The following is a 22,903-nucleotide window of genomic DNA, read 5'->3' on the forward strand; positions in this document are numbered from 1 at the left end:
TGATCAGATGATTTCTGAACAGGCTGGAGAGGGACTTTGAGAAGGGACTTTGAGACGTGATCAGATGATTTCTGAACAGGCTGGAGAGGGACTTTGAGAAGGGACTTTGAGATGTGATCAGATGATTTCTGAACAGGCTGTATATGTTGATATCACTGCGGATCGAAAATTTTGCCTTAATTGACCACCTGGACCTGGAATTCGGACCGGGGTTGAATGTGTTTACCGGGGAAACTGGGGCGGGTAAGTCGATTATTTTGGATGCAGTTGATGCCGTCTTGGGGGGAAAGGTCGATCGCCGTAGTATTCGTACAGGTTGCGATCGCTCTATTTTGGAGGCTTGCTTTGAGGTAGACCCTGGTTTGATTGACTGGTTTCGACAACAGGAAATTGACCTGGTAGATGGTTCCCTGGTAGTCTGTTGTCGGGAATTGGTGGTAAATCAGGATAAGTTTCGCAGTAGATCCCGATTAAATGGCATTCTGGTCGGTCGTGGAATTATAGACCGTCTGCGCGATCGCTTTGTGGAAATTACCGCCCAAGGTCAGACGGTACAGTTGGGGAAACCGGCGCTACAACGGGAATGGTTAGACTTGTATGGGGGAAGTAATACTCTCCGGTTGCGGGAAAGGGTTGGGGAGGCTTATATGCGCGCTAGGGAGGTGCAAAACGCCCTACAAAAACGCCGCCAAGACTCCCAGCAACGGCTACAGCGTATAGATTTATTGCAATATCAAATTAGGGAACTGCAAAATGCTAATCTGACGGATGCGGGGGAGTTGGAGGCTCTACAACAGGAACAACAGCGCCTCAGTCATGTGGTGGAGTTGCAGCACCAAAGTTATGGCATTTGTCAAGCCCTCTATCAGAATGATAAGGGAGAATTGGCCGCGGCGGATCTGTTGAGTCAGGCGGAAATGGTTTTGCGGGACTTGGTGGAATATGACTCCCAACTGCAACCTATTTTGGCTATGGTGGAAGATGCTTTAGCACAAGTGACGGAAGCCGGACAGCAAATAGGGCGCTATGGTGAACAGTTGGAGTCGGACCCGGAAAGACTCCAGGAGGTGGAAGACCGCATTGCTGACCTCAAACAGATTTGTCGGAAATATGGTCAGACTCTCCGTGAGGTGATGGATTATTATAATGCCATTGAGCAGGAGTTGGCGCAACTGGAGGATGGGGAAAATTCCCTGGAAACTCTGGAGAAGGCTTATTTTGAGGCGCAGGGGAAACTTAAACAAGTCTGCGACCTTCTCAGGGGGGAACGTGAAAAAATCGCCCGTGGTCTGGAAACTCATCTGATCGCCGAGTTGCAGCCTTTGGCTATGGATAGTGTCCGGTTTCAGGTGCAAATTACCCCCACTTCCCCGTCACCAATGGGCGCTGACCAGATACAATTCTGTTTGAGTCCTAATCCGGGTGAACCGATTAAACCTTTGAGTGAGACCGCTTCTGGGGGGGAAATGAGTCGGTTTCTGTTAGCCCTGAAAGCCTGCTTTTCCCAAATTGAGGGGTCGGGAACTTTGGTTTTTGATGAAATTGATGTGGGGGTGTCGGGACGGGTGGCTACGGCGATCGCTCAAAAATTATACCAGCTTAGTCATTGTCATCAGGTTCTGTGTGTGACTCATCAACCTCTGGTGGCGGCTATGGCGGATCATCATTTTCGGGTGGCGAAGGTGGTTATTGGTAACTCTCCCCAGGATACGGAGGAGGCGGTTAAACAGCGGACGGTCGTGCGGGTAACGGTCCTGGATACTCCGGGGCGGCGGGAAGAATTGGCTCAGTTGGCTAGTGGGCGATCGGTTCAAGAGGCGATCGCCTTTGCGGAGTCATTACTAACCCAAGCCGCTACCCTCCGTCAAGCCAGGACACCGCCTTTGACACAGACTCAAGCCGTTTGAGAGACTCCCTAGATTCTAGCAGTTTAACTTATTGTCAACCCGCGCCATGCGAATTTTAGTTACTATTCCCCACTTTTTTAACTCCCAGGGAGACGCTACCCACGGGTCTCTGAGTAAGGATCCGCGACCAAGGTTAATTGGACTAACCATGAGTTTAACCGCATTGCGCGCCCTCTATGACCAACGCCAATGTATTATTGATATTGGGAAATGTGAGGCTTTTGGGGTTAATAACGCCCAGGATAATATACTTGATATTCTCCTTTGTACCACCCAGGACTGTCACCTGCTTAATCAACTGCAACTTCCCCCTCGGTTTTACCGCCATTGTCCCACCGAAGCGGAACCGATGAAATTGGGGTTTGAGTGTCAAGCCTTGCTGCGAGATGCTCTGGGAAAGTATGATTATTATTGTTATATGGAGGATGATTTAATTCTCCATGACCCCTGGTTTTTTGTCAAGTTGGCTTGGTTTAATGCTTATGGGGGGGATGATTGCCTTTTGCAACCTAATCGTTATGAGGTATCCCCCTACGGACCGATTAATAAAGCCTATGTGGATGGGGATTTATTACCCCATGTAACCGCGAAGTTTCAAAATATACGCGATCGCCCCCAATTGGTGGGTAAAGTGATGGAACAACCCATTCAATTTAATCGCAGCTTAAACCCCCACGCTGGCTGTTATTTCCTGAATAATAACCAGATGGAACATTGGGTAAAACAGCCTTATTTTTTAGACCGCGATAGTAGTTTTGTGGGTCCCCTGGAAAGCGCCGCGACGCTGGGAATTATGAAGAGTTTTAGGATTTATAAACCCGCGCCTGCTTATGCTAACTTTCTGGAAATTCAGCATTTTGGTTCGACTTTTTTAAGTCTCATTGGTAAGCAGGTGAGGTTAGGAAATTCCCCCCAACCAACTAATCAGGAAGTGGAAGGTTAATTGATGGGAAATATCTTCTCCTCACACGGTTTCCCAACCCCCCCCACACCTTGATTAACAAGACTTCACCATTGGCGCTTTTTTGACCACTCGGTTTTATCGCGGGTTTCCATCCCCTGGTGGGGAATTGGTCGGGTTGGACACTGACGCCAAAATGGAGGGCGATCGCGCCGTTTCCGTCCCCTGACGGGGAATTGGTCGGGTTGGACACTGACGCCAAAATGGAGGGCGATCGCGCCGTTTCCGTCCCCTGACGGGGAATTGGTAGGGTTGGACATGGCGGACACCGAGCGCTCTCAGATTGCAGAAAAGCACTACAGTTAGTTTCCGTCCCCTGACGGGGAATTGGTAGGGTTGGACCAAAAACTCAGGTGGCTCCTTCAGCCCCTTCTATTGCCAAGTTTCCGTCCCCTGACGGGGAATTGGTAGGGTTGGACCAATGGTTAACGGTCGAATTTCAAAAGAAGAAGGGGAAAACGCGTTTCCGTCCCCTGACGGGGAATTGGTAGGGTTGGACATCATGATAGAAACGCACGTTTTCAGGAGTTGTGTGCGTGTTTCCGTCCCCTGACGGGGAATTGGTAGGGTTGGACTTTTGATTTGTGCATGATACATCCCGCCCTAGACTCTTTTTCTGGGTTTCCGTCCCCTGACGGGGAATTGGTAGGGTTGGACTTTGCTATCTATGCGGCGGCTAGAAGTTCATCATCAGGTTCTGGTTTCCGTCCCCTGACGGGGAATTGGTAGGGTTGGACTCGCAGACCCAGACCAGACTGGGGAGCCACTTACTGGAGGTTTCCGTCCCCTGACGGGGAATTGGTAGGGTTGGACCTACTTCCGGCATGAGGACCGGGAAGGTGGGCCCAAATTTGGGGTGGAGTTTCCGTCCCCTGACGGGGAATTGGTAGGGTTGGACACGGGTGCGGCAACTTCATAACCAAGGGATAAAAAAGTTGCGGTTTCCGTCCCCTGACGGGGAATTGGTAGGGTTGGACTTGCGTAAGTTTAGCAAACCTTTTAGACTTGCCTGATATTTGTTTCCGTCCCCTGACGGGGAATTGGTAGGGTTGGACGACAGCCAAGCTTTATGCTTGGGAGGAATATAAGAGTGATAGTTTCCGTCCCCTGACGGGGAATTGGTAGGGTTGGACCTATGGAGTTACTACCTGTCAAGTTGTATGGGACGACTGCGTTTCCGTCCCCTGACGGGGAATTGGTAGGGTTGGACCCAAAAGCTGGAAAATATCTTCGATGGAAATATGATATCATCGAGTTTCCGTCCCCTGACGGGGAATTGGTAGGGTTGGACGGTGGAAAGAAACTTCCACCCCATTATGATCCGCGAAAAAGTGTTTCCGTCCCCTGACGGGGAATTGGTAGGGTTGGACCCGAAGAGGGAGTTGACGGGGTCTGCCCAGGGGTGTTTAGTTTCCGTCCCCTGACGGGGAATTGGTAGGGTTGGACTTTATTCGTATACAATTTGTGAGTCAGACTCAAGAATTGTAAGGTTTCCGTCCCCTGACGGGGAATTGGTAGGGTTGGACCCTGGCGAAAGCCGTAGACTTTCTGTTGTAAAAAAGTTTCCGTCCCCTGACGGGGAATTGGTAGGGTTGGACTTGGGGATGGGAAAAAACATCCCCAATCCATATTCATTTTCGTTTCCGTCCCCTGACGGGGAATTGGTAGGGTTGGACTTAATATTGCAACGGCAAGATTCGATGTCCAGTCCGCGAAAGCGGAGTTTCCGTCCCCTGACGGGGAATTGGTAGGGTTGGACATGGCAACGGGAGAATTTTAAAATATACTACATAACCGGTTTCCGTCCCCTGACGGGGAATTGGTAGGGTTGGACAAGGTATAACTCATTTCGCGGCTTGGGTTGATAGGAACCGTTTCCGTCCCCTGACGGGGAATTGGTAGGGTTGGACGGATTTTGCTTATCACAAAGATTTATTACCTGGGTTTAAATGCAAGCAGTTTCCGTCCCCTGACGGGGAATTGGTAGGGTTGGACAGGACTTGGCGCGAGAGCTTGAGGAATTGGGGGACCGCGAGGGTTTCCGTCCCCTGACGGGGAATTGGTAGGGTTGGACATAGCGATCGCTCTAGCAGCGATCGTTCTCGCGATCACTTCCGTTTCCGTCCCCTGACGGGGAATTGGTAGGGTTGGACTTGGAGACAGTGGTGTTAATTCTAAAAAACCTTCCCTAACGAGGCTTGTTTCCGTCCCCTGACGGGGAATTGGTAGGGTTGGACCTATGGAGCAACCCTGGAGATGTAGTCTTAGACCCTTTTAATGGGTTTCCGTCCCCTGACGGGGAATTGGTAGGGTTGGACACGACTTTTTGCTGGGTCGATGACAGATTCGTGCACGTGACAAAATTGTTTCCGTCCCCTGACGGGGAATTGGTAGGGTTGGACTCAGAATCAAACTCGAAAAAGCTACAACGCCCAACAAATTGCGGTTTCCGTCCCCTGACGGGGAATTGGTAGGGTTGGACAATTGGGCCTCACAGACCTGGGGGGACGTCATATGCGTGGGTAAAGTTTCCGTCCCCTGACGGGGAATTGGTAGGGTTGGACTATGTAACTCAAGCACAGCAGGAATATGCTGTGTGAGGTTTTGGTTTCCGTCCCCTGACGGGGAATTGGTAGGGTTGGACTTATTCTTTCAGTCCTTTTATTTTTATAATTAGAGATATACATACTTAGTTTCCGTCCCCTGACGGGGAATTGGTAGGGTTGGACCAAGTCCTGATAAACATTCACCCAGTCCTTGTGTTGATAGTTTCCGTCCCCTGACGGGGAATTGGTAGGGTTGGACATGAGAAGTTAATTCATAGCTGGGCGACCAGCTATTACAAAGTTTCCGTCCCCTGACGGGGAATTGGTAGGGTTGGACGTTTTTCCGAAAAAACAATCCGAGGAAATCGTCAAGAAAAAAGCAAAACAGTTTCCGTCCCCTGACGGGGAATTGGTAGGGTTGGACGCGAGTAGGTTCTTTTATGGTGCGAAAGGGGCTGAACCTTTGTTTCCGTCCCCTGACGGGGAATTGGTAGGGTTGGACCCTATACCTTTGGAAACCTTACAGTATGCGGTTTTCAAGGTGCGTTTGCGCGAGAGCACGTAGAAGGTGCTTAACAAAACTTTACAGGCCTGTTTGGCGCGAGTAAATTCGTTTGTTTTGCGATGTTTTTATATTATCAGGAGTTGTGCGAGACTGTCAACCCCCCAAAAAACAAATTTCTCTTTTTTTAGCTCAAGTTTATATCAGGTTTCTGTTGTATCCTCGTCGCGCCATATTATTAAAAAATGCAATATAACTTTACATTGCTGAAAATCATTGGCTCAAAGGCATTTCAGCCCCAAAGTGATGAAAAATGAGACGATCGCAACCCTTACAAAATGAGAAAGTCTGGTGGTTCGTAGGGAAGCGGTCCCCCGTAGACCTTAACCTGAGCTTTGGTGGAGGGATTGAGGGGATAAGCCCGCAGACTATCCTTTTCTAAATTCAAAACCTTTAGCCACCGCTTATTCAATAAGTCCTCCAGAATTTTTTCCTCCAGGGGACACTCAAACACCGAATACTGAACCCGCTGACACCGCTGTTCCAACAACTTCGCCAAAAGTTGGCGACGCTTGTCGTCCCTCACGTCGTAGCAAACCAACCAAAAATTCGCCATAATGATATCCTTCTAAAGACTTGAGAGTAGGATCTGATGCACCGATTAGTTCACCGAAAAATAAAAGCCTCATAGTCCAGGCGAGTTTCTACCAGACAACGACCCAGCGATCGCGCCTGCTCCAAAAGGATCTGACTTAGTTTCAGCTTCCGATGTTGGGGGGGATATAAAATAGAATCCTGGAGTTGGCGTTCCAAGTGTCCCAAGTACAGCTTTTTCGCCGTTTGTCCCAACCAGATCCCCTCCTCCTCCCCCGGTGCGGGTTCAAAATCGTTAGGATCAATCAACCGACTGTTAACTATAGCGATCGCCACTCGATCGACCACCACCGGGCGAAATTCCTCCATCAGATCTAGTACCAAATTGGGCCGAAATGGGGCGATCGCATGAAAAAACCCCAAATAAGGGTCGAACCCCGCCTGAACAGTCGCCGCAAATACCCGCGCCAACAAAACCCCATAACCCCAACTCAATAGGGCATTAACGGGATCTTTAGGTGGGCGGCGGTTGCGTCCGGTGAACTTCCACTCCGGGGGAAACCAGTGGGTTAGGGCTTGGAAATAAATGCGGGCACAGAGCCCCTCAACTCCCATCAATTCATCGCGCGCGAGGGGAGTTTCTGTCTGTTTCAAGCGGGGAAGGTAGGAGGCGATCGTGTCGATCGCTTCAGTTAATTGGGTGATTTTACCGTGAGTTTCTCGGTTGCGTCGCTGGAGAAGGTATCGCTGGTTACGGACTTTCCCCAAAATTAGCTTTTGGGCCAGAGCCATGCCGAAGGTGGTGTCCAGGGCGCGATATTGGGCGAGTCTTACCGTCGGGTTGGTGTGAAAGTGTCCCTGGAGACGGCCGCGAAACCGTCCGTCTTGGCGTAGGAAAATGGTTTCGATGCCACGATCAAGAAGTTGGGCGATCGCCCTATCGGTTAACTGAACGCCCGGAAGTATCACCACTAAATCAATTTCCGCTAGGCGGCAAGTTGTGGAACCTTTGGATTGCTCAATTATGACAGTTCTTTTGGTAATCATGCAATATGGTTTCCCAGTCCCCCTCCCCCCTGGGATTCCGATTTAGGGTGAGGGTAATCTTTCCGGCTATTTCCCTGCTGTAATTATCGCACCTTTGGGATGATTTACTGTCATCACCTATACAGTCTTAATTTTCGAGATTTCTCTAGCCCGAGGAATGGTGAGCGATCGCCATTTTTCTGGTTGTCCTGAACCCGAAGTTAAAGCCATCTTGGCAACTCATTAATTCTCAAATCGGGCAGGAGACCTGGCAATTTATAGCTCTGAATAACCATCGGGACAAGCAAATTTTCCATCTTGATTCAATCTGGCTTGAGGCGGTAACTCTGTGGTTGTTTCATTACTTTCACACATGATAATAGACGTTATGCCACCAGAGAAATACACGATTCCTGTGTAGCTTTTTAAAAATGATTTTTTAGCTTGTGCTGCCACCTGAACCATCCTATCTTGGTCAATGTAAACAAATTTATAGGAGTAATTATCTGTTTCATCCGGTAGACCAAGACCCAAGGCTCGCAGGGAATCTGAGAACTGTCCTCTCTCCATGTAAAAAGCTTGTTGAGCTCTCAGAATTGAGCGGATGAACTGTTGGGGTTCCACTTGCATTTCCCTGGCTTTTTGTTGCTCCTGAGAATGTATCTCAATATTATCAGAAATAACAGTAGAGACTCTTTCATAAACAACAGCGTCATTACTAAAATTAAGAGAAGTCGCAGGACGAGAACCATCTGAATTATCCGACATCAAAAATTCTATCCTGAGTTGGTCGCGGTCAGGAAAATCAAAGATAGCTACTAGAAATTGGGGAGAATTTTCATGGTCAGAACCAAGTATCAACAAATAGTTGACCTGATCATCTGACTCAATACTATAAGAAGCGACTACATCGGCTTGATTCTCTGAAGTCCCCACTAAAAAAACATTGTCCTCTGTAAAAAATAAAGACGGTGGCATCTCATCATTGAAAGTTTCCAGTTTCCAATGCCCTATCAACTGATCAGCAGCTTTGGCTTCATTCCTACTAGATGTTAGTGAAATCTTGAGAAAATTCGACGATTCACTAGCTCCCCCAAAAAACCATAATCCCCAACCCCCTAAAAGTAAAACCAAGGAGACACCACTTCCCATTAAAAACCATACTAAAGGAGTAAACTTACTTTTGTCACTACCATTATTGTTCATTTTTTTATCCTATAGACTCAAATAAGTCTAATTGTAACTTATCCAAGACTTCACTGTTGAGTTTTGTGAAACATCGATATCTTCAGGATATACGGTGTAATTTGTTGCATTCCATACCAAATTAAGTTTCCTTGGCGATTTAGAACCGAAGATGCGATTGTCTCATCAGCAGCGATGTTAGGGGGATTTGTCAGGGGTTCAGATTCTGTGTCCGGTACTGAGGCTAGTGGTAGCCAGTTCCAGAGGGTTCCCAAACTGAGGTTGAGGGATTGAGCAAACTCCGAGGTGGTGAGCGATCGCCCCATGTTATCTCTGTCGCCGCGCAATGGTTGGGAAATGCTGATGTCGGATGCTCCAGAATTGTATACCCCAAGTGCAACCGCCAACGCCACCCCCCCTCTCTCCCAGAAATCATCAAATCAAAATCCCTGGGGTTGCCGCTGAGTCACCCCCGCTTAAATCGATGGGATTTACAAGGTGAATTTACTGGCTAAATTCCTGTTGGAGATGAATAGCAATGGTATTGGTTTCCGCGAGATTTCGTCCCGTGGTCTGGATGCAAATACCATAACCCGCATCTGTCCAAGTTAGCACAAACTCCACAATCCCATTGGGGTAGGTGCGGCGAATCGGTGTTTTTTGCTGAGAGTTAAAAGGCAGAGAATTTACAATATTTTTGACATAGGGTGAACGGCGAACTTTTTGAGAAAAAGCCATCAATACATCTTTGCCATGGTCATCTCGCAAACTGATATTTTTCGCCTCCGGTTTAGTGTCATCTTGGGGAATTAGCGCTAAAATTGCCGTTTCCTGTTTGGCGAATTGTAGGCGCGATCGCTCATTAAATAGCACCCCCATAGCCGACAAACTAATCAAATCATCTTCCCGGTCTATCAAAGATGATAAATAGGGGTCGTCGATGTCAGATTCTACTAGGGAGACTTCAGCCGTTTGTTCAGTTTCCAGATATTCAAACAGTAAATAGTTGTTCAGCCAAAAAGCTAAATCTAGGGCGACTGGTTGGGGGGGAAGTTCGATGACTTCCGAAAATTTCTCGAATAGGTAATAGACGGGAATTCCTAGGGCTTGTCCAATCATTCCGGCGAAGGAAATTTGGGCTTTATATCCACCCGTAGCATTAATGGCGATCGCTTCCGGGGAAAACGTGCGAACCTCGGTGCTAATTTCCTTAACCAAATTTTTCAAGCCTTTTTGTCGAAAATCCTGGACGCTATCATCACGCAGTCCGCTCAAAACTCGATATTCAACCTGTTGAAAATTGAGGGGATTTCTGGTATAATCAAAATAGAGTTTCAGCAGATTTCCCATGGCTCTGCCATCATCAGTATCTGATACCAAAAATATCAGACGGTTGCGGTCTGCCAAAAAGCCCTTATCACAAATACTGGCGATCGAGTTAATTTCCGCCCCACAAAGGCGATCGGTATTCCTACGTTCCAGCAGCAGAAGGGATAACTGTTTCCAGTTTTGGGCATTAAAAGCCCCTTGAATAGCCGCATCATCAGAGCGTTTTAGGTTATTCAGCAGGCTAGTTCCCACGGTGCAAATGAGTGTATTTCTCATGATTATCTCCGATTTATTGTTGGGAGTTTAGGTGTGATTTACACAATACGACCGAGTTTTTCTCGAAGTTCCGCAGTCGCTTCGGTCAGATGTTCGGGTTTGTATCCCGTCGTTTCAACTGAAACCGCAATATGGTGGGTATCGCTGTCGTGTAAGTGCAACCAAAGAACATGGCAACCGTCTGTCGTTTTCTGGCGTGCGGATTTCACCCCATTTTTGGGGGCGCTAAAGGCATTTTTATCAAAACGAACAAGATCAACCCACGGTAGGTCTTGAAGGAGTTTTTCAACTTTTTTCCAGCTTTTTGGGCGGTGATGTCCTTTTTTGTCCCCTTGGACTTGAATCACATCATCCCGCGATCGCCCTGATTCTGGTAAATTGGCACGGCGAACCATCGGCTGAGGCAGACCCCCCGTATCGATGTAGGGCAGATAAACCAGGGTTTTGTAAGACTCGTGAACGTAGCAGACCGGAACGCCGAGGGCGTTTCCCACCAATCCCATCACCATCGTTTGAGCTTTAAAACCCCCCGTCGCCGCCAGTGTCACCAGTAGTCCGGCAGCCTGGGCTTCCTGAATGTGCGTGCGTAGCAGTTGCGCCATGCGATCGAGTGCAGAACCCCCTTCGTCAAGTTCATAGTTAATATCGGGAATTTTTTCCAGGGTCACATATTTCTGTCCGTGACATTCCTGGAGATACGCTTGCAGAACTTCGGCGCATTCTTGACCGGAAGGCGTATCAGAATGAAGTAAAAGGATGCGATCGTCCTCTAGCGGATCGAGTCGCCAGAACGTATTGGTTTCCGCACTAATTGCTTCCATATCGGCGGTTTTCATCCATGCTAGCGGTTCTTCTAAACTGGAAAATGCTCGCTCGTTGTTGGGAACAAACTTTCCCGCCCAAGGTCGTTTTTTGTCTTCAGGAAGATTGCGATCGGGGTTGGTGCGTAGGGAGGTTCCTACAGTCATAATGATAGTTTGCATGATTTTTTAATCTCTGGATTGACGACTGAATGGTTACGGCTTCACTTTTTTGGGATAAATAGGGAAACTCTCAGGAGTGGGTGAAGCCAGGTCAGGGAGAACCAGTTTTAATCCCAACTCCTCTTTGGTATCCTGCTCGTTAATGGTCATGGTCAATTACCCCAAAATTGCACTAAAGGACATCTGCATCTCGTGTTCTTAATGTCTAACTCAACTGATATTAATCAATCAACTTAATTTTCTTAATTGTCCCATCATCCTTTAACTCGGTAATCTCTACCCGCACAGTTTGACCCTCAGACAGGGAACTGGCCTTTCTGGGTTCCTTCGGACTCAGGCGAATTGTACCCAGCATTTCACAAGTCACCTTATGTCCCTTAATTCCTGTTACTATGGCATCTAATTGACTACCCACAGATAGATTAGCTGCTTTCATTATTTCTTTCTTTTTTTTTTGGGTATCGGATTCATCTGGGTCTGGAATTTTTATTTTATCCCGTATTGTTCTGAGGGTTTCTGGGGGTACACCACCATTCTTGTAATAGCGCATCAAACGAAACGACCAACCCAGAATTTTCAGCATGGTGACACTGTTTTCTATATCTCCCTTAAGGTGCTGTTTACAAACACTTTCAATCATGGCAAAATACTGTGGTGTTGTTTTGCTATATCCGATGCGATTGCCTTGTTTAACTAGGGTTTCTAAGTATGTTAAAAACCGCTTTCCGGCATCGGGCTCCTGTTGGATTGCCCGCAAATAAAACAGGGCTTTTCCAAGTTCGTTAACATCGGCTCCATTGATAACTAAATCGATAGCTATTTTGTGGGCAATTTGCCATTGGCGTTCAGAGAGAGAATAATTGGTTAAAGTTGAAGTTACCATGATGTGATTTTCTGAGGGTGTCAGGAGTTGCTTAATCGCTGTATTTAGGGATTAGTAATAATTAACCCATCAGCTTTGGTTAATACTCCGCTCGCGCTTCCCGGTTGGTGGGATAGGCGAGGATTTTTTGCAGTTGTTTTAACTGGGGAAGTTCCAGCAGTTTTTGTTGGTGCGCGGCGGCGATCGCTTGTTTAATAAAAGTTTGCAATTCAGAACCTGTTAAACTGGGCGGCTCTGTGTTATAATCGCTATAGCGATCGCGCATTGATTCAGTTCTTTGAATTTGCGTGATTTTCACCGTCATAGTTCCCATGCCGATAGGTTTTCCCGCTCCCACTTTTAAGGAAAATGGATAATCTTGATCCTGTCCCAAAGAAGCTAACAGCGCTCCCAATTCTGCCAGTGTCAAATTCTTAAATGGAAGTTTATTCTCAAAGACATACTGCCGATTAGCTTGCTGGACTGGAATTCCCTTTTGTTGATTGCTTGAAGCCACATTTTCTGTTTGATAGTAAAATTTACGCCCCTTCAAATTTCCATTTAATTGTCCTTGTGATATCTGATTTCGATTGTTAACATAATATTCTTCACAATTTCGCTGAGGTTCATGGAGTGATGGCATACATCCTGTCTGGCTCTGAATGTTAGATGCTTTTGCATCTGCAAATTCAAGCAACCCCTGAAAACCCAAAGCACCAAAAATTCGACAAGCAGGACAAAGTTTTACACTACGTTTTTGAATTTCATTTTTTTTAGGTTTGCACTCTTTATATCCTCTAGGAATATTTAAAGAGTATCGCAACTTGCCGTCTTGTTTTGTTTTTTGATAACCTTGGGTTTTAATCTTACAGACACAACTAACAGTTAATGCCTCATAAATTGACCGCACCACTCCTTTTAAAGAACTACCGGGAATGGTGAGTTTTTCATTGCCCGTTTGCATGGTTTTAATTAGGGGAATTTTAGACTGTCCCAAATCCCTGCCCATCATCACAGTTCCCGTGGAAATATGCAGGGCAGTTTCTACGGTTAATTGTAGGTGCAAAATCCCATGAATTCGGTTTTTTAAATACTTATGATGTCCGGCTGGAGAAGTTAAGGTCGGAGCATTAGGGGGAAATTCTACAAACTCGTAAGGTTTGGAAACTTGGGAAGCGTTGTCTGGTCGTCGATTAGGAGGTGCCATAATTATTGATAAGTTAATGCGGTAAAGTGGATAGTGGCAGTTTGGCGATCGCGAAAATATCGCTGTTTGATATCGATTTCATCCGGTAAATTACGCAGGCGGCGAGGTAGTTTAGTTTCGGTCGGCGGATACACTTTCGCCTGCAAATCCTGAAGGTCACAGCACCAATCCCCCTCCATGGCAGTAAATCCTGGGGGCAATTGTGCGGGTTCTATTCCTAACCATAGTATATCATAACTATCGCCTTTTTGTTGCCACCGAATTTCGGCAGTTTGGTTAAAAACCTGTCCGGTTGGGGCAAGTTTGTCGGGGTCAAAATTCTGGCAAAATCCGCTAACCTTATCTACAGTGCGACCAAAGTAAATCGCCTTAGAAAGTTCCTGAATTAAAGCCTGTAATGCCGTAGCAGAAACCTGGTTTTTTGTCCCTACAAAAGCTGTTCTCATGCGGCTACACCTCCCAATAATTTACGCCATTTGGGAACGGATTTGGTAAATAAGTCTTTAACCTGTTCGCTTCCCGTCCAGGTCTGTTTGACTCCAAAACCTAACTCCATTAATTCCCCGCCTACGGGAACCATCACTGCGTCATCAGTAGGAAAATGATAGGGATTTTCTGTTAAAAATACGCCCGCGCCGAGTAGTTGGGTACGTTCCCAAGATTTATCAGAACCCAGCAAACAAATGCGATCGCCTTCCAATATACAACCGGGATAACTGACCACGGCGGAGTTAAGTTTAACGTCTACTGTTCCCAGTCCGCGAGATTTAGCAAACCCTAAACCGAACCATCCATCATCAAGATCCCGCAGGACTAAACCGATTAATGCTAATTGTGCTAAAGTAAAGTTTTTCAGGTGAATTTTAGTGCGAAATTCCCCCGCAGTACAAACTTGATAATTAAAGGGACCCACCGCCACCGAACCGAAAACGCGATCGATAGCGACTCCGTTTCTTTCTTCGAGTTTTAGGGGATGTTCTTTGGTGGGGTAAGCGTCCTCAATGCGTAAACGGCTGGCGATCGCAGTATTCCCAAAAAGGCGATCGGTAAATGAGGAATGGCGATAAATTTCGGCGGGGTTAGTAATGTTGTCCAGATACTTATTCGCATTCAAATCTAGGGGGTCATTCGCCCAAAGTTTATCAGGATTTTGGGGGCGTTTATCTTCCCCGACGGTGCGGACTATGCGTTCAGCGTGGGCGCGAATTGCCCCTTTTAAACTACTTCCGGGAAGGTAAACTGTGCGCCCCCCTTGATGGTAGGTTTCTACAAATTCCATATCCGGCTTGGTGGGGTCTGCTCCCTCTTTACCGGATTTAATTAACAGGGGACCCAAGGGCAAAATACTCAGGTCAATGGTACAGTGATTAACAAATCTTTTGTGCATGAGTTTAACCTTGGTCGATTAATTAGGATTTAAAGATATCTGATACTGTGGTTTGCAGTTCAGGAAAGGTGGGGGAAATAAGGCGATCGCTTTCTCGGTAGGCGTTGGTTTTATACAGTCCATTTTCATTAACCATTTGCGGTGGTTCTAACAAGGCTGAATAACTGGTGGGGTACGCTTCCCAAATATCCCTATCAACAACGGTAATATCGGGGTAGCGACCCGGTTCGGTACCAGATCAGGTAACTGTTCAATAAACCGTCTAAAAGTTAGTTTGGTTTTGGTTTCTTGGGTCGCAGTCATAGGGTATCCTCAATTAAACAGCATTGGTTTCCGTCAAGTGTTGCGATCGCACATTTCTGAGTTTATCAATTAACGCCCTTGTCCAGGATTGTTTGTAACCCTGTTGTTCATCTTCATTGAGTTCATACAAACTCAAATCCTGATTAACTAGCATTTCCAAATATTCCAGTAATTCTTCAGGATTATCTGGATTAACCCATTGCATTTTATCAATGTCTAATCTCACCACTCCTAAACCACGCGATCGCCCTCCACCGAGGGGAATTTGTTCCGTTTCAAATTGATGTAATCCCACCATTAACAACCCCAATTCCCACTCTTCGGCATTTTCCACTACAGCTTTAAACTCGAAGGGAGTCCCAGCGGGGACGACTTGGAAATCATAAAGTTTCCCTTCCGCCGCCGTTTCCGTATCGCGATCGATAGCGACTCCATCCCTTTCTTGATACTGACCAAACCAATTATTTTCGGGGTCAAATATGGTTAAATCTCGCACTTGAAATTTACTGGACAACCAGGGAGAACCGAATACCAGAGAAACCAGATCCGTATGTTCGATAATAACTTGAGTTAGTTGGCGATCGCTATAACTATTTTTGAAACCTTGCATTTCTTTGGATGTAATTGACCATTCATTTTCATTAGCCGGGTTAGCGACCAAGTGACGCAATTGGTCAGCATCAATCTCACTAAAAACCCCCCGCAAAAAACTTTCCAGACGCGATCGTAAAGCACCTTTAAAACTCGATCCCGGAATCAACGGACGACCCAAAGCATCTTTAATCACCGGAAGGTCAGAGCCAATGGGTTCGAGGGAACGTCCCGCACTCACCCGTAAAGCGGTTACAGTATGGAGAATTCCTGTAATTTCTAAGCGGTTTTTGAATCTAGCAAACATAAGAACACCTACAATAATAACGTTAACCAAAATTCAAACAACTACATCCCTTTCAGTAATCATGCAATACGCCTTCAAAGTCCCTATCCCCCCCTGGGAGAGGGATTTAGGGTGAGGGTAATGTTTAGTAAGATTTCCGAACAAGCTGTAAAAATTAATTTCTGTCCCTAGCCAGGTTAGTAGTCGTCTTGACATCGGTTTTAGGGAAATTTTACCATTAATGTATTCCCTCACAGGTTTGGTTTTTGGGAGTGGCAGAAAATCACTCAAGGTGATCCAATCAGACCGGATAGATACTCTCATGGTGCTGGCAAAAGTAGAGTCAATAAACTATCAAGATTTGGAATTTTTCATTTCGTTTTTATACTTGAGATATCGTGCGCCATAACCTAAATAGCGGCGAATCAACTCCAGCCATATACTATTGATATTTTTGCGATTGACCGATTTGCCAATATTTTCTGCTGCCGTTTTTAGGGTTTTATCAATGTCGTAAATAATGCGATCGGCGAGAGAATTTTTCCCCCTTCCCCATTTCCTTTCCCGTCCCACCTGATAGAGTAAGAAGTTTTTAATCACCTCTGTACTATCGGTGGTATCTGCTACGCGAACCAGGTTGCGAAATTGTGACTCTTCCAAATTTTCATATTGGGTTTTATCTAGTGCATCCTGAATAGCTATAACCAGTTGGTCTTCAGCTTGGCGGATACCGCGCTGAATTTTTAGTTCAATTTGAGTCTCTGAATTGCTGGTAGTCATACGGCATTCTCCCTAAATACATGGTGAAATTCATGGCAAATATCCACTTGACCGAAACCTTCCGAAGTGCGATCGCCAATCCCTTGAGCCTCCATCTTTTCTAACACATTATACCATGTGTCAATCTGCTCGGTTCCGAATAGATAAACACTGCCTTTGGTGGTGATTAGATCGATATCTTTCATCAATCCCCAGGCGGCATTCCAACCGGAAACATAGTCATAACTGCTGTAAGCCGCATGGAGGGTTAAGCTGTCGTCTGCAACGCCACCAAAGTCGCGCAACATCTGCGGGGTGATCACGGTAGTTCGTCGCCAGTTATCCCTAAAAATACCATCAGATTTTAAGTTAATGGTAAAGTAGGTATGTGGCTCTGTACTGACATTATACAACTTCTGCCATATTTCCAAGCGGTTTTTTAACTTTTTGTTAAATTTGTCTATTTGCTGCTTAGTCTGGGATTGCCAATTAACGCATTTTGCCTGCAATTTCACACGACCTAATCCCCGTGAAACTCCCCCACCTAAACGAAAGCGATCGCCATGATTATTAAGAAACTGAGTCAGTCGGTTCGCCAAAGCGTCATCACCCACCAAAATAGAGCCTTGATATTGACTCGGCTGATGAACTTGATCAACAACTTGGGACTCGTTGAGAACCTCCAAACTGTAAAGGATTTGTTCTTCCGAAGTAGCGCGACGGCGGTTAATTCCCACCCTGGTTAACAATCGTTTAGAAGCGGATATGCTTTGATACTGTTTCCCATGGGAAATATAGAAACCATTAAAAGGTTCAACTCGTCCGTCACCATTATTTTCTAAGTCTTTAGGACATTTGGGATCATAAAGTTGTCCGCAACTTTCCGCACAAAAGCGATCTATTAAAGTATCAAAAACCCCGCAGTTATCAGGTAAAAATCCCGATTTAGCTTTGGCGCTAACAGCCGTGACAGGTAAAAGTTTAACCTCGGCTTGATTTTGGGTTGGGTAAGCATTAGCAAAAATCGCCGGATTATCATCAACAAATAACTGAGAAAAATCATCATCAGACTGAGGTTGATTATTACTTAGTCGCAGTAAATAGCCAGCGATCGCACCTCGAATCACAGAACCCGCGATAAAATCGGCAGCTTCACTAACAGAACCCGGTTTTTTGCGACCAATAGCTAAGGGTGATTCAGCTATAATCGTCAATTTAATTTCCTTCATGCTGCACCTCTAGGAATTAACTTTTTCCACTCCGTTGGAGAAATATTTGAGGGTTGAATTTGCCAAGTTAGCCAACCCAGCCCAGCAGATTTACTCCCTCCTAAAGCCGTGATATGATGTAAAGCAGCTAAGATTAAAAGTTGTGCTTGGGGAGTCACATTAGGATAAATGTTGATCTGTCCAGTAAACTCTAATTTTAGGTTAGCTGGGGAAGTTTCCAAAAAGTAAAGTTTTTGGTCCTCCGCCATGCGACGGCTACGGTTAATCGTCACTCCCGGACGTATAACTTCCGGCAAATTGTCGGCGGTCACATTACACACCAAATCATCAAAATCTACACTAGCAGGAAGGCTAGGGTTGCCAAAAATTTGGCAAATAATACAGTGATAATCGCCATTGTCATCAGCTTGATATTGATGCTGAAACCCGGCTTCTTCTTCATCGGAAAATCCGTTTCTTTGAGGACACATAGTTTCAGCTTTGGGGGAGTCGCAGACATTCCATCCTAAACTGCGTGCTAATTTTTCGCACTCATGGCGCAAGCGACCTTTAAATTGAGAAGCCGGAATCAACAGTTTGCCGTCGGCGGTGCGGACGATGGGTTTATCCGCCAAGGAACCAGAGGAACCCCCCGCACCCACACACAAGGCTGTATCAATGGTGGCTGTAATTGGTAAAGAGGCGATCGCTGGGTTAATAGACTGAAGGTTAATCATGATTTACTTACCTCTGTTTCTTGGGGTTTTTCAGACTCAGATTGATAGTCTATTTCAATGAAAGGATAAAGGTCAATAATTTCTCGCCACAGAGTTTCATATATGGTAGTCTTGTCATCAACAATTGACATCCAAGGAGCCAGGGTTCCGTTATTATTTTCATCTTTTGGGAAACACCAAGCATCCTCAAAATTGTCTTTAATTATACGGCGATTGTCGGATTTTAAACGAACGCAAAAATAGCGATAATTGAGAATTGCCGTCCGTTTACCCCGTTCCAGAAAACTACGGATTTGATAAAGTTGCGATCGCGGAAAGTCCACCTTTTTAAATGCTTGAATTGTCTTAATCAAACCCCCAACTTCATGGAGAGTATAGGGTGCTGCATAAAGTTTCAGTTTTGGCTGGGTATTAACCACTAATCCATCTTCCCTAAACTTTTTAATATTGGATGAAATCATCGTAACAGATTTTAGGGTTAAAATGTCAACAGTTCCACCAAAATAATGATAATCTTTTTTGAGTTTTTTCGCCTTCTCCTTAGCAGATTTCAGCAGTTGAGAAACCAAATGATTAGCGTAGTAGATGGGGGTATCATATTTAATCGTCAGAACTCCCATAGAGGTGCTGAGAATGCTATCATAGTGGGTAGCATTTTCGGCTAAGTAGCGATGAATATTCCCCGGTTTTCTAGGTTCGGTAGATTTCTCAATAATATTATTAGGTTCGGGAGATTTCTCAATAATATTATACCTACCTTTGGCTGCTAAAATCTCCTCAAATTTTTCGCCGATATCTTTGGCGATCGCTAAAGACTTATTAGCCGGAACCATAATCATCACATCATCCCCACCAATGGCAATAATTTCAAAGGGATGAACCCAGGCATTTTCGCGTTTTCGATTGTCCGGTTTTCGGAGATTTTTAAGCTGGTGAGGATGCAGGTTTTTAGCTAAAGCATAATAAACCGACTTTTCTGTAGCTTCCAAAATATCTTGACTGAACTGGCGGTATTTTTCTGGGGTCTTAATTTGTTGAATGTACCCACCCATATTATTGCCATCAGCATAAATCATGCTTAAAAAGTAATTGCTACTATTAGCAATTTCCTCCATATTCCGACTTTCAGTCACATTTCGAGAATGGTTTCCTCCATAGTATTTTTGGTGTTCACTCTCGGAATCATCCAGATAGTTTTCAAATTTTTTCACCCAACTTTTAACATATCCAGGTTGCCAAGTCAAGCCTAAACTTTGATACCAGTTGCGATTAGTATCATCCCGTTTAGTAACTTGACCCATGAAATATTTTCGCGCTATAGGTTCCGAAAATTTGGGTTTACTGGGAAGTCCCTCCACCGTATCAATTGCGGAAGTGCGATCGTTAGTATCTCGCACTAAATAAGGATGGGTTTCTAAATGTGGGGGATAGCTACGACTTGGACGATTTTCCGTAGCATTCCCACTCCGACGCTGATTAAACCTAATGGCTAATTTGCGAGTTAATTCATTGAAACTCTTGGTATTAAAAAAGCATTTCTTAACATCACTATTATCAGCTTTAGGATTCCCAAAATATGCCTCAACCAAAGGATTATTAACTTGCTTTTTATACCAATCAAACCAAGGGGTATCATCAAGATTTGGGGCCAGCATCCCAAAGCGAATTTCTAGAAGTCTGAACTTATCCCCCACCGCACAACTATTAGCGGTTAAAGTTTCATGGGTGTATCGTTTTTCAATAGCATTAGCGAGAGTGTCAACATAAGCAGCCGGACAAAAAGCGAGGATATTACCACCCGTAGCATAGATAATCAGTTCCGGTATAAGTGCATCAGAGAGTTGGGGAAATTCTCGGTTTAGCCAGTCACGAGGACTGCGATAGTCTTCTAAGTCATTATCAGGTTTTTGTTGTCCCAAAAAAGCCGGTAAATCAATCAAATTAATCCGGTCTAAAATTGCCGAAGCACCCCGAATTTCCATTAAGTTAGCCGACTCAAAAACATATCCTTTAACCTTAGTGACACCGCCATAAACTAAGCCAATAGGTGTAGTTTGATTCCACAAATCCCCCGCCAGTTTTTTTAAGGCGGTAATATCTTCGGGTTGATCATCATCAGGGATGTTTTGTAGATGTTCAACTTGTGTGACAATACCTGCTACTTCTGGGGGGACTTCGCCATTATTTCTCAGTGCATTTACTGCGGTCTCTAGTTGTTGGCGATCGCACTTGGGCTGTAGTTCTTCTCCCCACGCCAAACACCAAACTAGGGCGATTTTGAGGTCTTTTTTGATTTCTTGAATTGTAGACATTGGATTGGACATTATATTAGCAATTGAAATTTAATGATTGGAACTGATGAATGGAGAATTACCCAAAGGTTTTAGTTCTGAAAATTCGACTTGCTTCATCGCAATACTTCATGGCATTGTCGATGGCTGTTTTTAAATTTGTCCTTCGCTCTTCGAGGGAAGCATGGGCAATGGCTTTGCGAATGGGATTGACTTTTTTAAAGTATAATTCACCCAAAGCTGTGTTTTTTTTATTAGATAATAAATTTTTCCCTTTTTCTCTTTCTTGATGATTAGCTATATCCTGAATATTTTGAACCTCACAACTATAGGTAATAATGGATTCTACTAAAGCAATATAGCCAGTTGCGTAACGTTTGTTTTGAAAATACCATCGAGCCAGATCGAGTTGAAGTTCGCTATCGGGGATATTCTGACGAGAAAATCGTTTGACAAAGCGTTCGAGTTCCGGCTTCAGATACTGAAGTGGAGTTTGAGTTGTTGTCTCATCAAGTTCTCGCTTTAAGTCAGTGGCATTTTGGCGAAGTGTGGGAATGTAATTCAGATTCAGGGTATCAGAAAGTTTTGAAATAGAATTTGCCAGGGATTTTTCACCCTGTTCTGCAAGCAGAGAAGCGATCAGATAACCATTGCCAAAATTTTGTAAACTATAACCGCCTTTGATCCATCTGGTGATGTCGAATAAAGATTGCAAGTTGACAATTGGTGCATAGTTTAGTTCGCGAGAAATGTCTAGCATTCCATAGTAAACGCCTTTGATACTGACATTTAGTTCGCTGGCTATATCATTTATAAATGTCAAAACTAGAAAAAGAAATAAAGACAGCGACCGGAAAGAGTGAGTGATATCGATGTATAGTTCATCGCCGGATTGAAGGACATCAATCAATTCAACAACTCGCTTAAAGTTTTCCTCAATCTCCCTTTCGTTGAGTCCATATTTGATGGCAATACACTTGGATTTATCTCCTAAACTTTTTTCTAACTTGCCGAGTTGGATGCTGTTTAAGTCACTTTTATGATTGGCACTTTCAACAATTTCGGAAAGTTGAATATAATATTCAAAGTCGATTTCAATGTTCCGGTCTTGGCAAAACTGCTCATAAACAGCTTCCCACATTGATTTTACCGTTCCGATCAAAATGACTTCATCTATTTTGAGGTGTTGGTACAAAACAGATGCAATAAAACTACTTTCATAGTATTTGCCGTCTATTTCATATTTAGCGGTTTTGTATTGACGAATTTTTTGTTCGGTGATAGTGCTAGGCCCAGTCCCGATGGATGAAATTAAAATTTTTGCCATTTTTCCAACCTGATGGTAACAAAACTACATCAACTAATTGAAACCCGGGGATTTTGGTTGTCAGTCAAATCTAATCTGAGAACATCCGATCGCATCTCCTTTGACTACTAAAATCTAAAATCGCCCCTCCTGCGGCGAAAGTTCTAAAAAAGGGTGCTACAAAATGTGGGTCAATAGAATCTATAACCCTTACAGTGAGGCACTTTTACGATTTTGAACTTAATGCTTAAACGCCTAATGTTATCTCCTTATTATTAAACACAAATCTACTTTTTGACTGTAAACTTTTCTAAACGTTATCCTCCCATTTCAGTGATCCTCAGTTAGAGATGGCCATCCGGTGGGCTGATCATCTATCTACCTATCAGCGACAACCACTAAATTTACGCAAATTTAGAAAAATTGAATTGAGCAATTACCTCTAATGTCAGTGTAGAAGCCATTTACAGGGGCGATCGCTCCCCCTTGGGGGGCTTGTCCGATTGGAGATGTTCAGAAATACCGTTATGGTCGAAAGGGAAGTTGCCTTCCCCAACTCCAATTCCAAACCGTGCTTGCGAGTTTCCCAGCACACGGCTCCTGATGTGGATACCCTATTGTCAGTAGGAACAGGGCTACAACCCCCCGCTTGATGAC

General features: G+C 44.9%; 19 protein-coding genes and 1 CRISPR repeat array. Of the genes, 2 read left to right on the forward strand and 17 right to left on the reverse strand.

Going from position 1 to position 22,903, the window contains the following annotated elements; translation table 11 throughout:
* The first annotated feature begins 143 nt into the window (after nt 1–143).
* Nucleotides 144–1,907, forward strand: a complete 1,764-nt coding sequence (gene recN / locus P5683_RS00015) for a DNA repair protein RecN (protein ID WP_006624648.1) — start codon at nt 144–146, stop codon at nt 1,905–1,907.
* Between the two features lie 46 nt (nt 1,908–1,953).
* Nucleotides 1,954–2,850, forward strand: a complete 897-nt coding sequence (locus tag P5683_RS00020; protein ID WP_006670771.1) for a hypothetical protein — start codon at nt 1,954–1,956, stop codon at nt 2,848–2,850.
* Nucleotides 2,851–2,955: 105 nt separating this feature from the next.
* Nucleotides 2,956–5,916: direct repeats of the CRISPR family, unit length 37 nt; unit sequence GTTTCCGTCCCCTGACGGGGAATTGGTAGGGTTGGAC.
* 331 nt (nt 5,917–6,247) lie between these two features.
* On the opposite strand, the gene cas2 is transcribed toward P5683_RS00020, so the two are convergent.
* The 17 genes from cas2 to csx2 all read right to left on the reverse strand — a co-directional run bounded on the left by cas2 (nt 6,248) and on the right by csx2 (nt 22,267).
* Entirely contained in the window at nt 6,248–6,532 is a 285-nt protein-coding gene (gene cas2, locus P5683_RS00025) for a CRISPR-associated endonuclease Cas2 (RefSeq protein WP_006624641.1), read from the reverse strand.
* Between the two features lie 50 nt (nt 6,533–6,582).
* Nucleotides 6,583–7,557 (reverse strand): CRISPR-associated endonuclease Cas1, encoded by a 975-nt coding sequence (cas1, locus tag P5683_RS00030; protein ID WP_006624640.1) that lies wholly within the window; start codon nt 7,555–7,557, stop codon nt 6,583–6,585.
* Between the two features lie 255 nt (nt 7,558–7,812).
* Nucleotides 7,813–8,742, reverse strand: coding sequence for a type IV pilin-like G/H family protein (locus tag P5683_RS00035; RefSeq protein WP_315641700.1), 930 nt, complete (start codon nt 8,740–8,742; stop codon nt 7,813–7,815).
* A gap of 50 nt (nt 8,743–8,792) precedes the next feature.
* Nucleotides 8,793–9,128, reverse strand: coding sequence for a hypothetical protein (locus P5683_RS00040; protein WP_315641701.1), 336 nt, complete (start codon nt 9,126–9,128; stop codon nt 8,793–8,795).
* A gap of 97 nt (nt 9,129–9,225) precedes the next feature.
* Nucleotides 9,226–10,326 carry a putative CRISPR-associated protein gene (locus P5683_RS00045; RefSeq protein WP_315639996.1) on the reverse strand — a complete coding sequence of 367 codons (1,101 nt, stop codon included), beginning with the start codon at nt 10,324–10,326 and terminating at the stop codon, nt 9,226–9,228.
* 38 nt (nt 10,327–10,364) lie between these two features.
* Nucleotides 10,365–11,309: a putative CRISPR-associated protein gene (locus P5683_RS00050; protein WP_315639998.1), complete on the reverse strand. Its 945-nt coding sequence runs from the start codon at nt 11,307–11,309 to the stop codon at nt 10,365–10,367.
* Nucleotides 11,310–11,529: 220 nt separating this feature from the next.
* Nucleotides 11,530–12,192, reverse strand: a complete 663-nt coding sequence (locus P5683_RS00055) for a hypothetical protein (RefSeq protein WP_315640000.1) — start codon at nt 12,190–12,192, stop codon at nt 11,530–11,532.
* A gap of 79 nt (nt 12,193–12,271) precedes the next feature.
* Nucleotides 12,272–13,378 carry an RAMP superfamily CRISPR-associated protein gene (locus tag P5683_RS00060; protein WP_315641702.1) on the reverse strand — a complete coding sequence of 369 codons (1,107 nt, stop codon included), beginning with the start codon at nt 13,376–13,378 and terminating at the stop codon, nt 12,272–12,274.
* A 2-nt stretch (nt 13,379–13,380) separates the two neighbouring features.
* Nucleotides 13,381–13,824 (reverse strand): hypothetical protein, encoded by a 444-nt coding sequence (locus tag P5683_RS00065; RefSeq protein ID WP_273247315.1) that lies wholly within the window; start codon nt 13,822–13,824, stop codon nt 13,381–13,383.
* Nucleotides 13,821–14,765, reverse strand: a complete 945-nt coding sequence (locus tag P5683_RS00070) for an RAMP superfamily CRISPR-associated protein (RefSeq protein ID WP_046320892.1) — start codon at nt 14,763–14,765, stop codon at nt 13,821–13,823. Before P5683_RS00070 ends, P5683_RS00065 begins: the two co-directional genes overlap by 4 nt.
* Nucleotides 14,766–14,787: 22 nt before the next feature.
* The gene (locus P5683_RS00075) at nt 14,788–14,919 is read right to left on the reverse strand and encodes a hypothetical protein (RefSeq protein WP_315640005.1); all 132 of its coding nucleotides are present in this window, start codon (nt 14,917–14,919) and stop codon (nt 14,788–14,790) included.
* A gap of 162 nt (nt 14,920–15,081) precedes the next feature.
* Nucleotides 15,082–15,966, reverse strand: a complete 885-nt coding sequence (gene csx7 / locus P5683_RS00080; RefSeq protein WP_046320893.1) for a CRISPR-associated RAMP protein Csx7 — start codon at nt 15,964–15,966, stop codon at nt 15,082–15,084.
* Nucleotides 15,967–16,299: 333 nt separating this feature from the next.
* Nucleotides 16,300–16,725: a hypothetical protein gene (locus tag P5683_RS00085; RefSeq protein WP_008051060.1), complete on the reverse strand. Its 426-nt coding sequence runs from the start codon at nt 16,723–16,725 to the stop codon at nt 16,300–16,302.
* A complete protein-coding gene (gene csx10 / locus P5683_RS00090) occupies nt 16,722–17,933 on the reverse strand; it encodes a CRISPR-associated RAMP protein Csx10 (protein WP_008051062.1) in 1,212 nt (403 codons plus the stop codon). The genes P5683_RS00085 and csx10 overlap by 4 nt, the downstream gene beginning before the upstream one ends.
* The gene (locus tag P5683_RS00095) at nt 17,930–18,649 is read right to left on the reverse strand and encodes an RAMP superfamily CRISPR-associated protein (RefSeq protein ID WP_008051064.1); all 720 of its coding nucleotides are present in this window, start codon (nt 18,647–18,649) and stop codon (nt 17,930–17,932) included. The genes csx10 and P5683_RS00095 overlap by 4 nt, the downstream gene beginning before the upstream one ends.
* Nucleotides 18,646–20,961 (reverse strand): type III-B CRISPR-associated protein Cas10/Cmr2, encoded by a 2,316-nt coding sequence (gene cas10, locus P5683_RS00100; protein ID WP_315641703.1) that lies wholly within the window; start codon nt 20,959–20,961, stop codon nt 18,646–18,648. The genes P5683_RS00095 and cas10 overlap by 4 nt, the downstream gene beginning before the upstream one ends.
* A gap of 58 nt (nt 20,962–21,019) precedes the next feature.
* The gene (gene csx2 / locus P5683_RS00105; RefSeq protein WP_008051068.1) at nt 21,020–22,267 is read right to left on the reverse strand and encodes a TIGR02221 family CRISPR-associated protein; all 1,248 of its coding nucleotides are present in this window, start codon (nt 22,265–22,267) and stop codon (nt 21,020–21,022) included.
* Between the last annotated feature and the right edge of the window lie 636 nt (nt 22,268–22,903).

This window comes from Limnospira sp. PMC 1279.21 (assembly GCF_032349615.1).
GTDB classification, from domain to species: Bacteria; Cyanobacteriota; Cyanobacteriia; order Cyanobacteriales; family Microcoleaceae; genus Limnospira; species Limnospira fusiformis.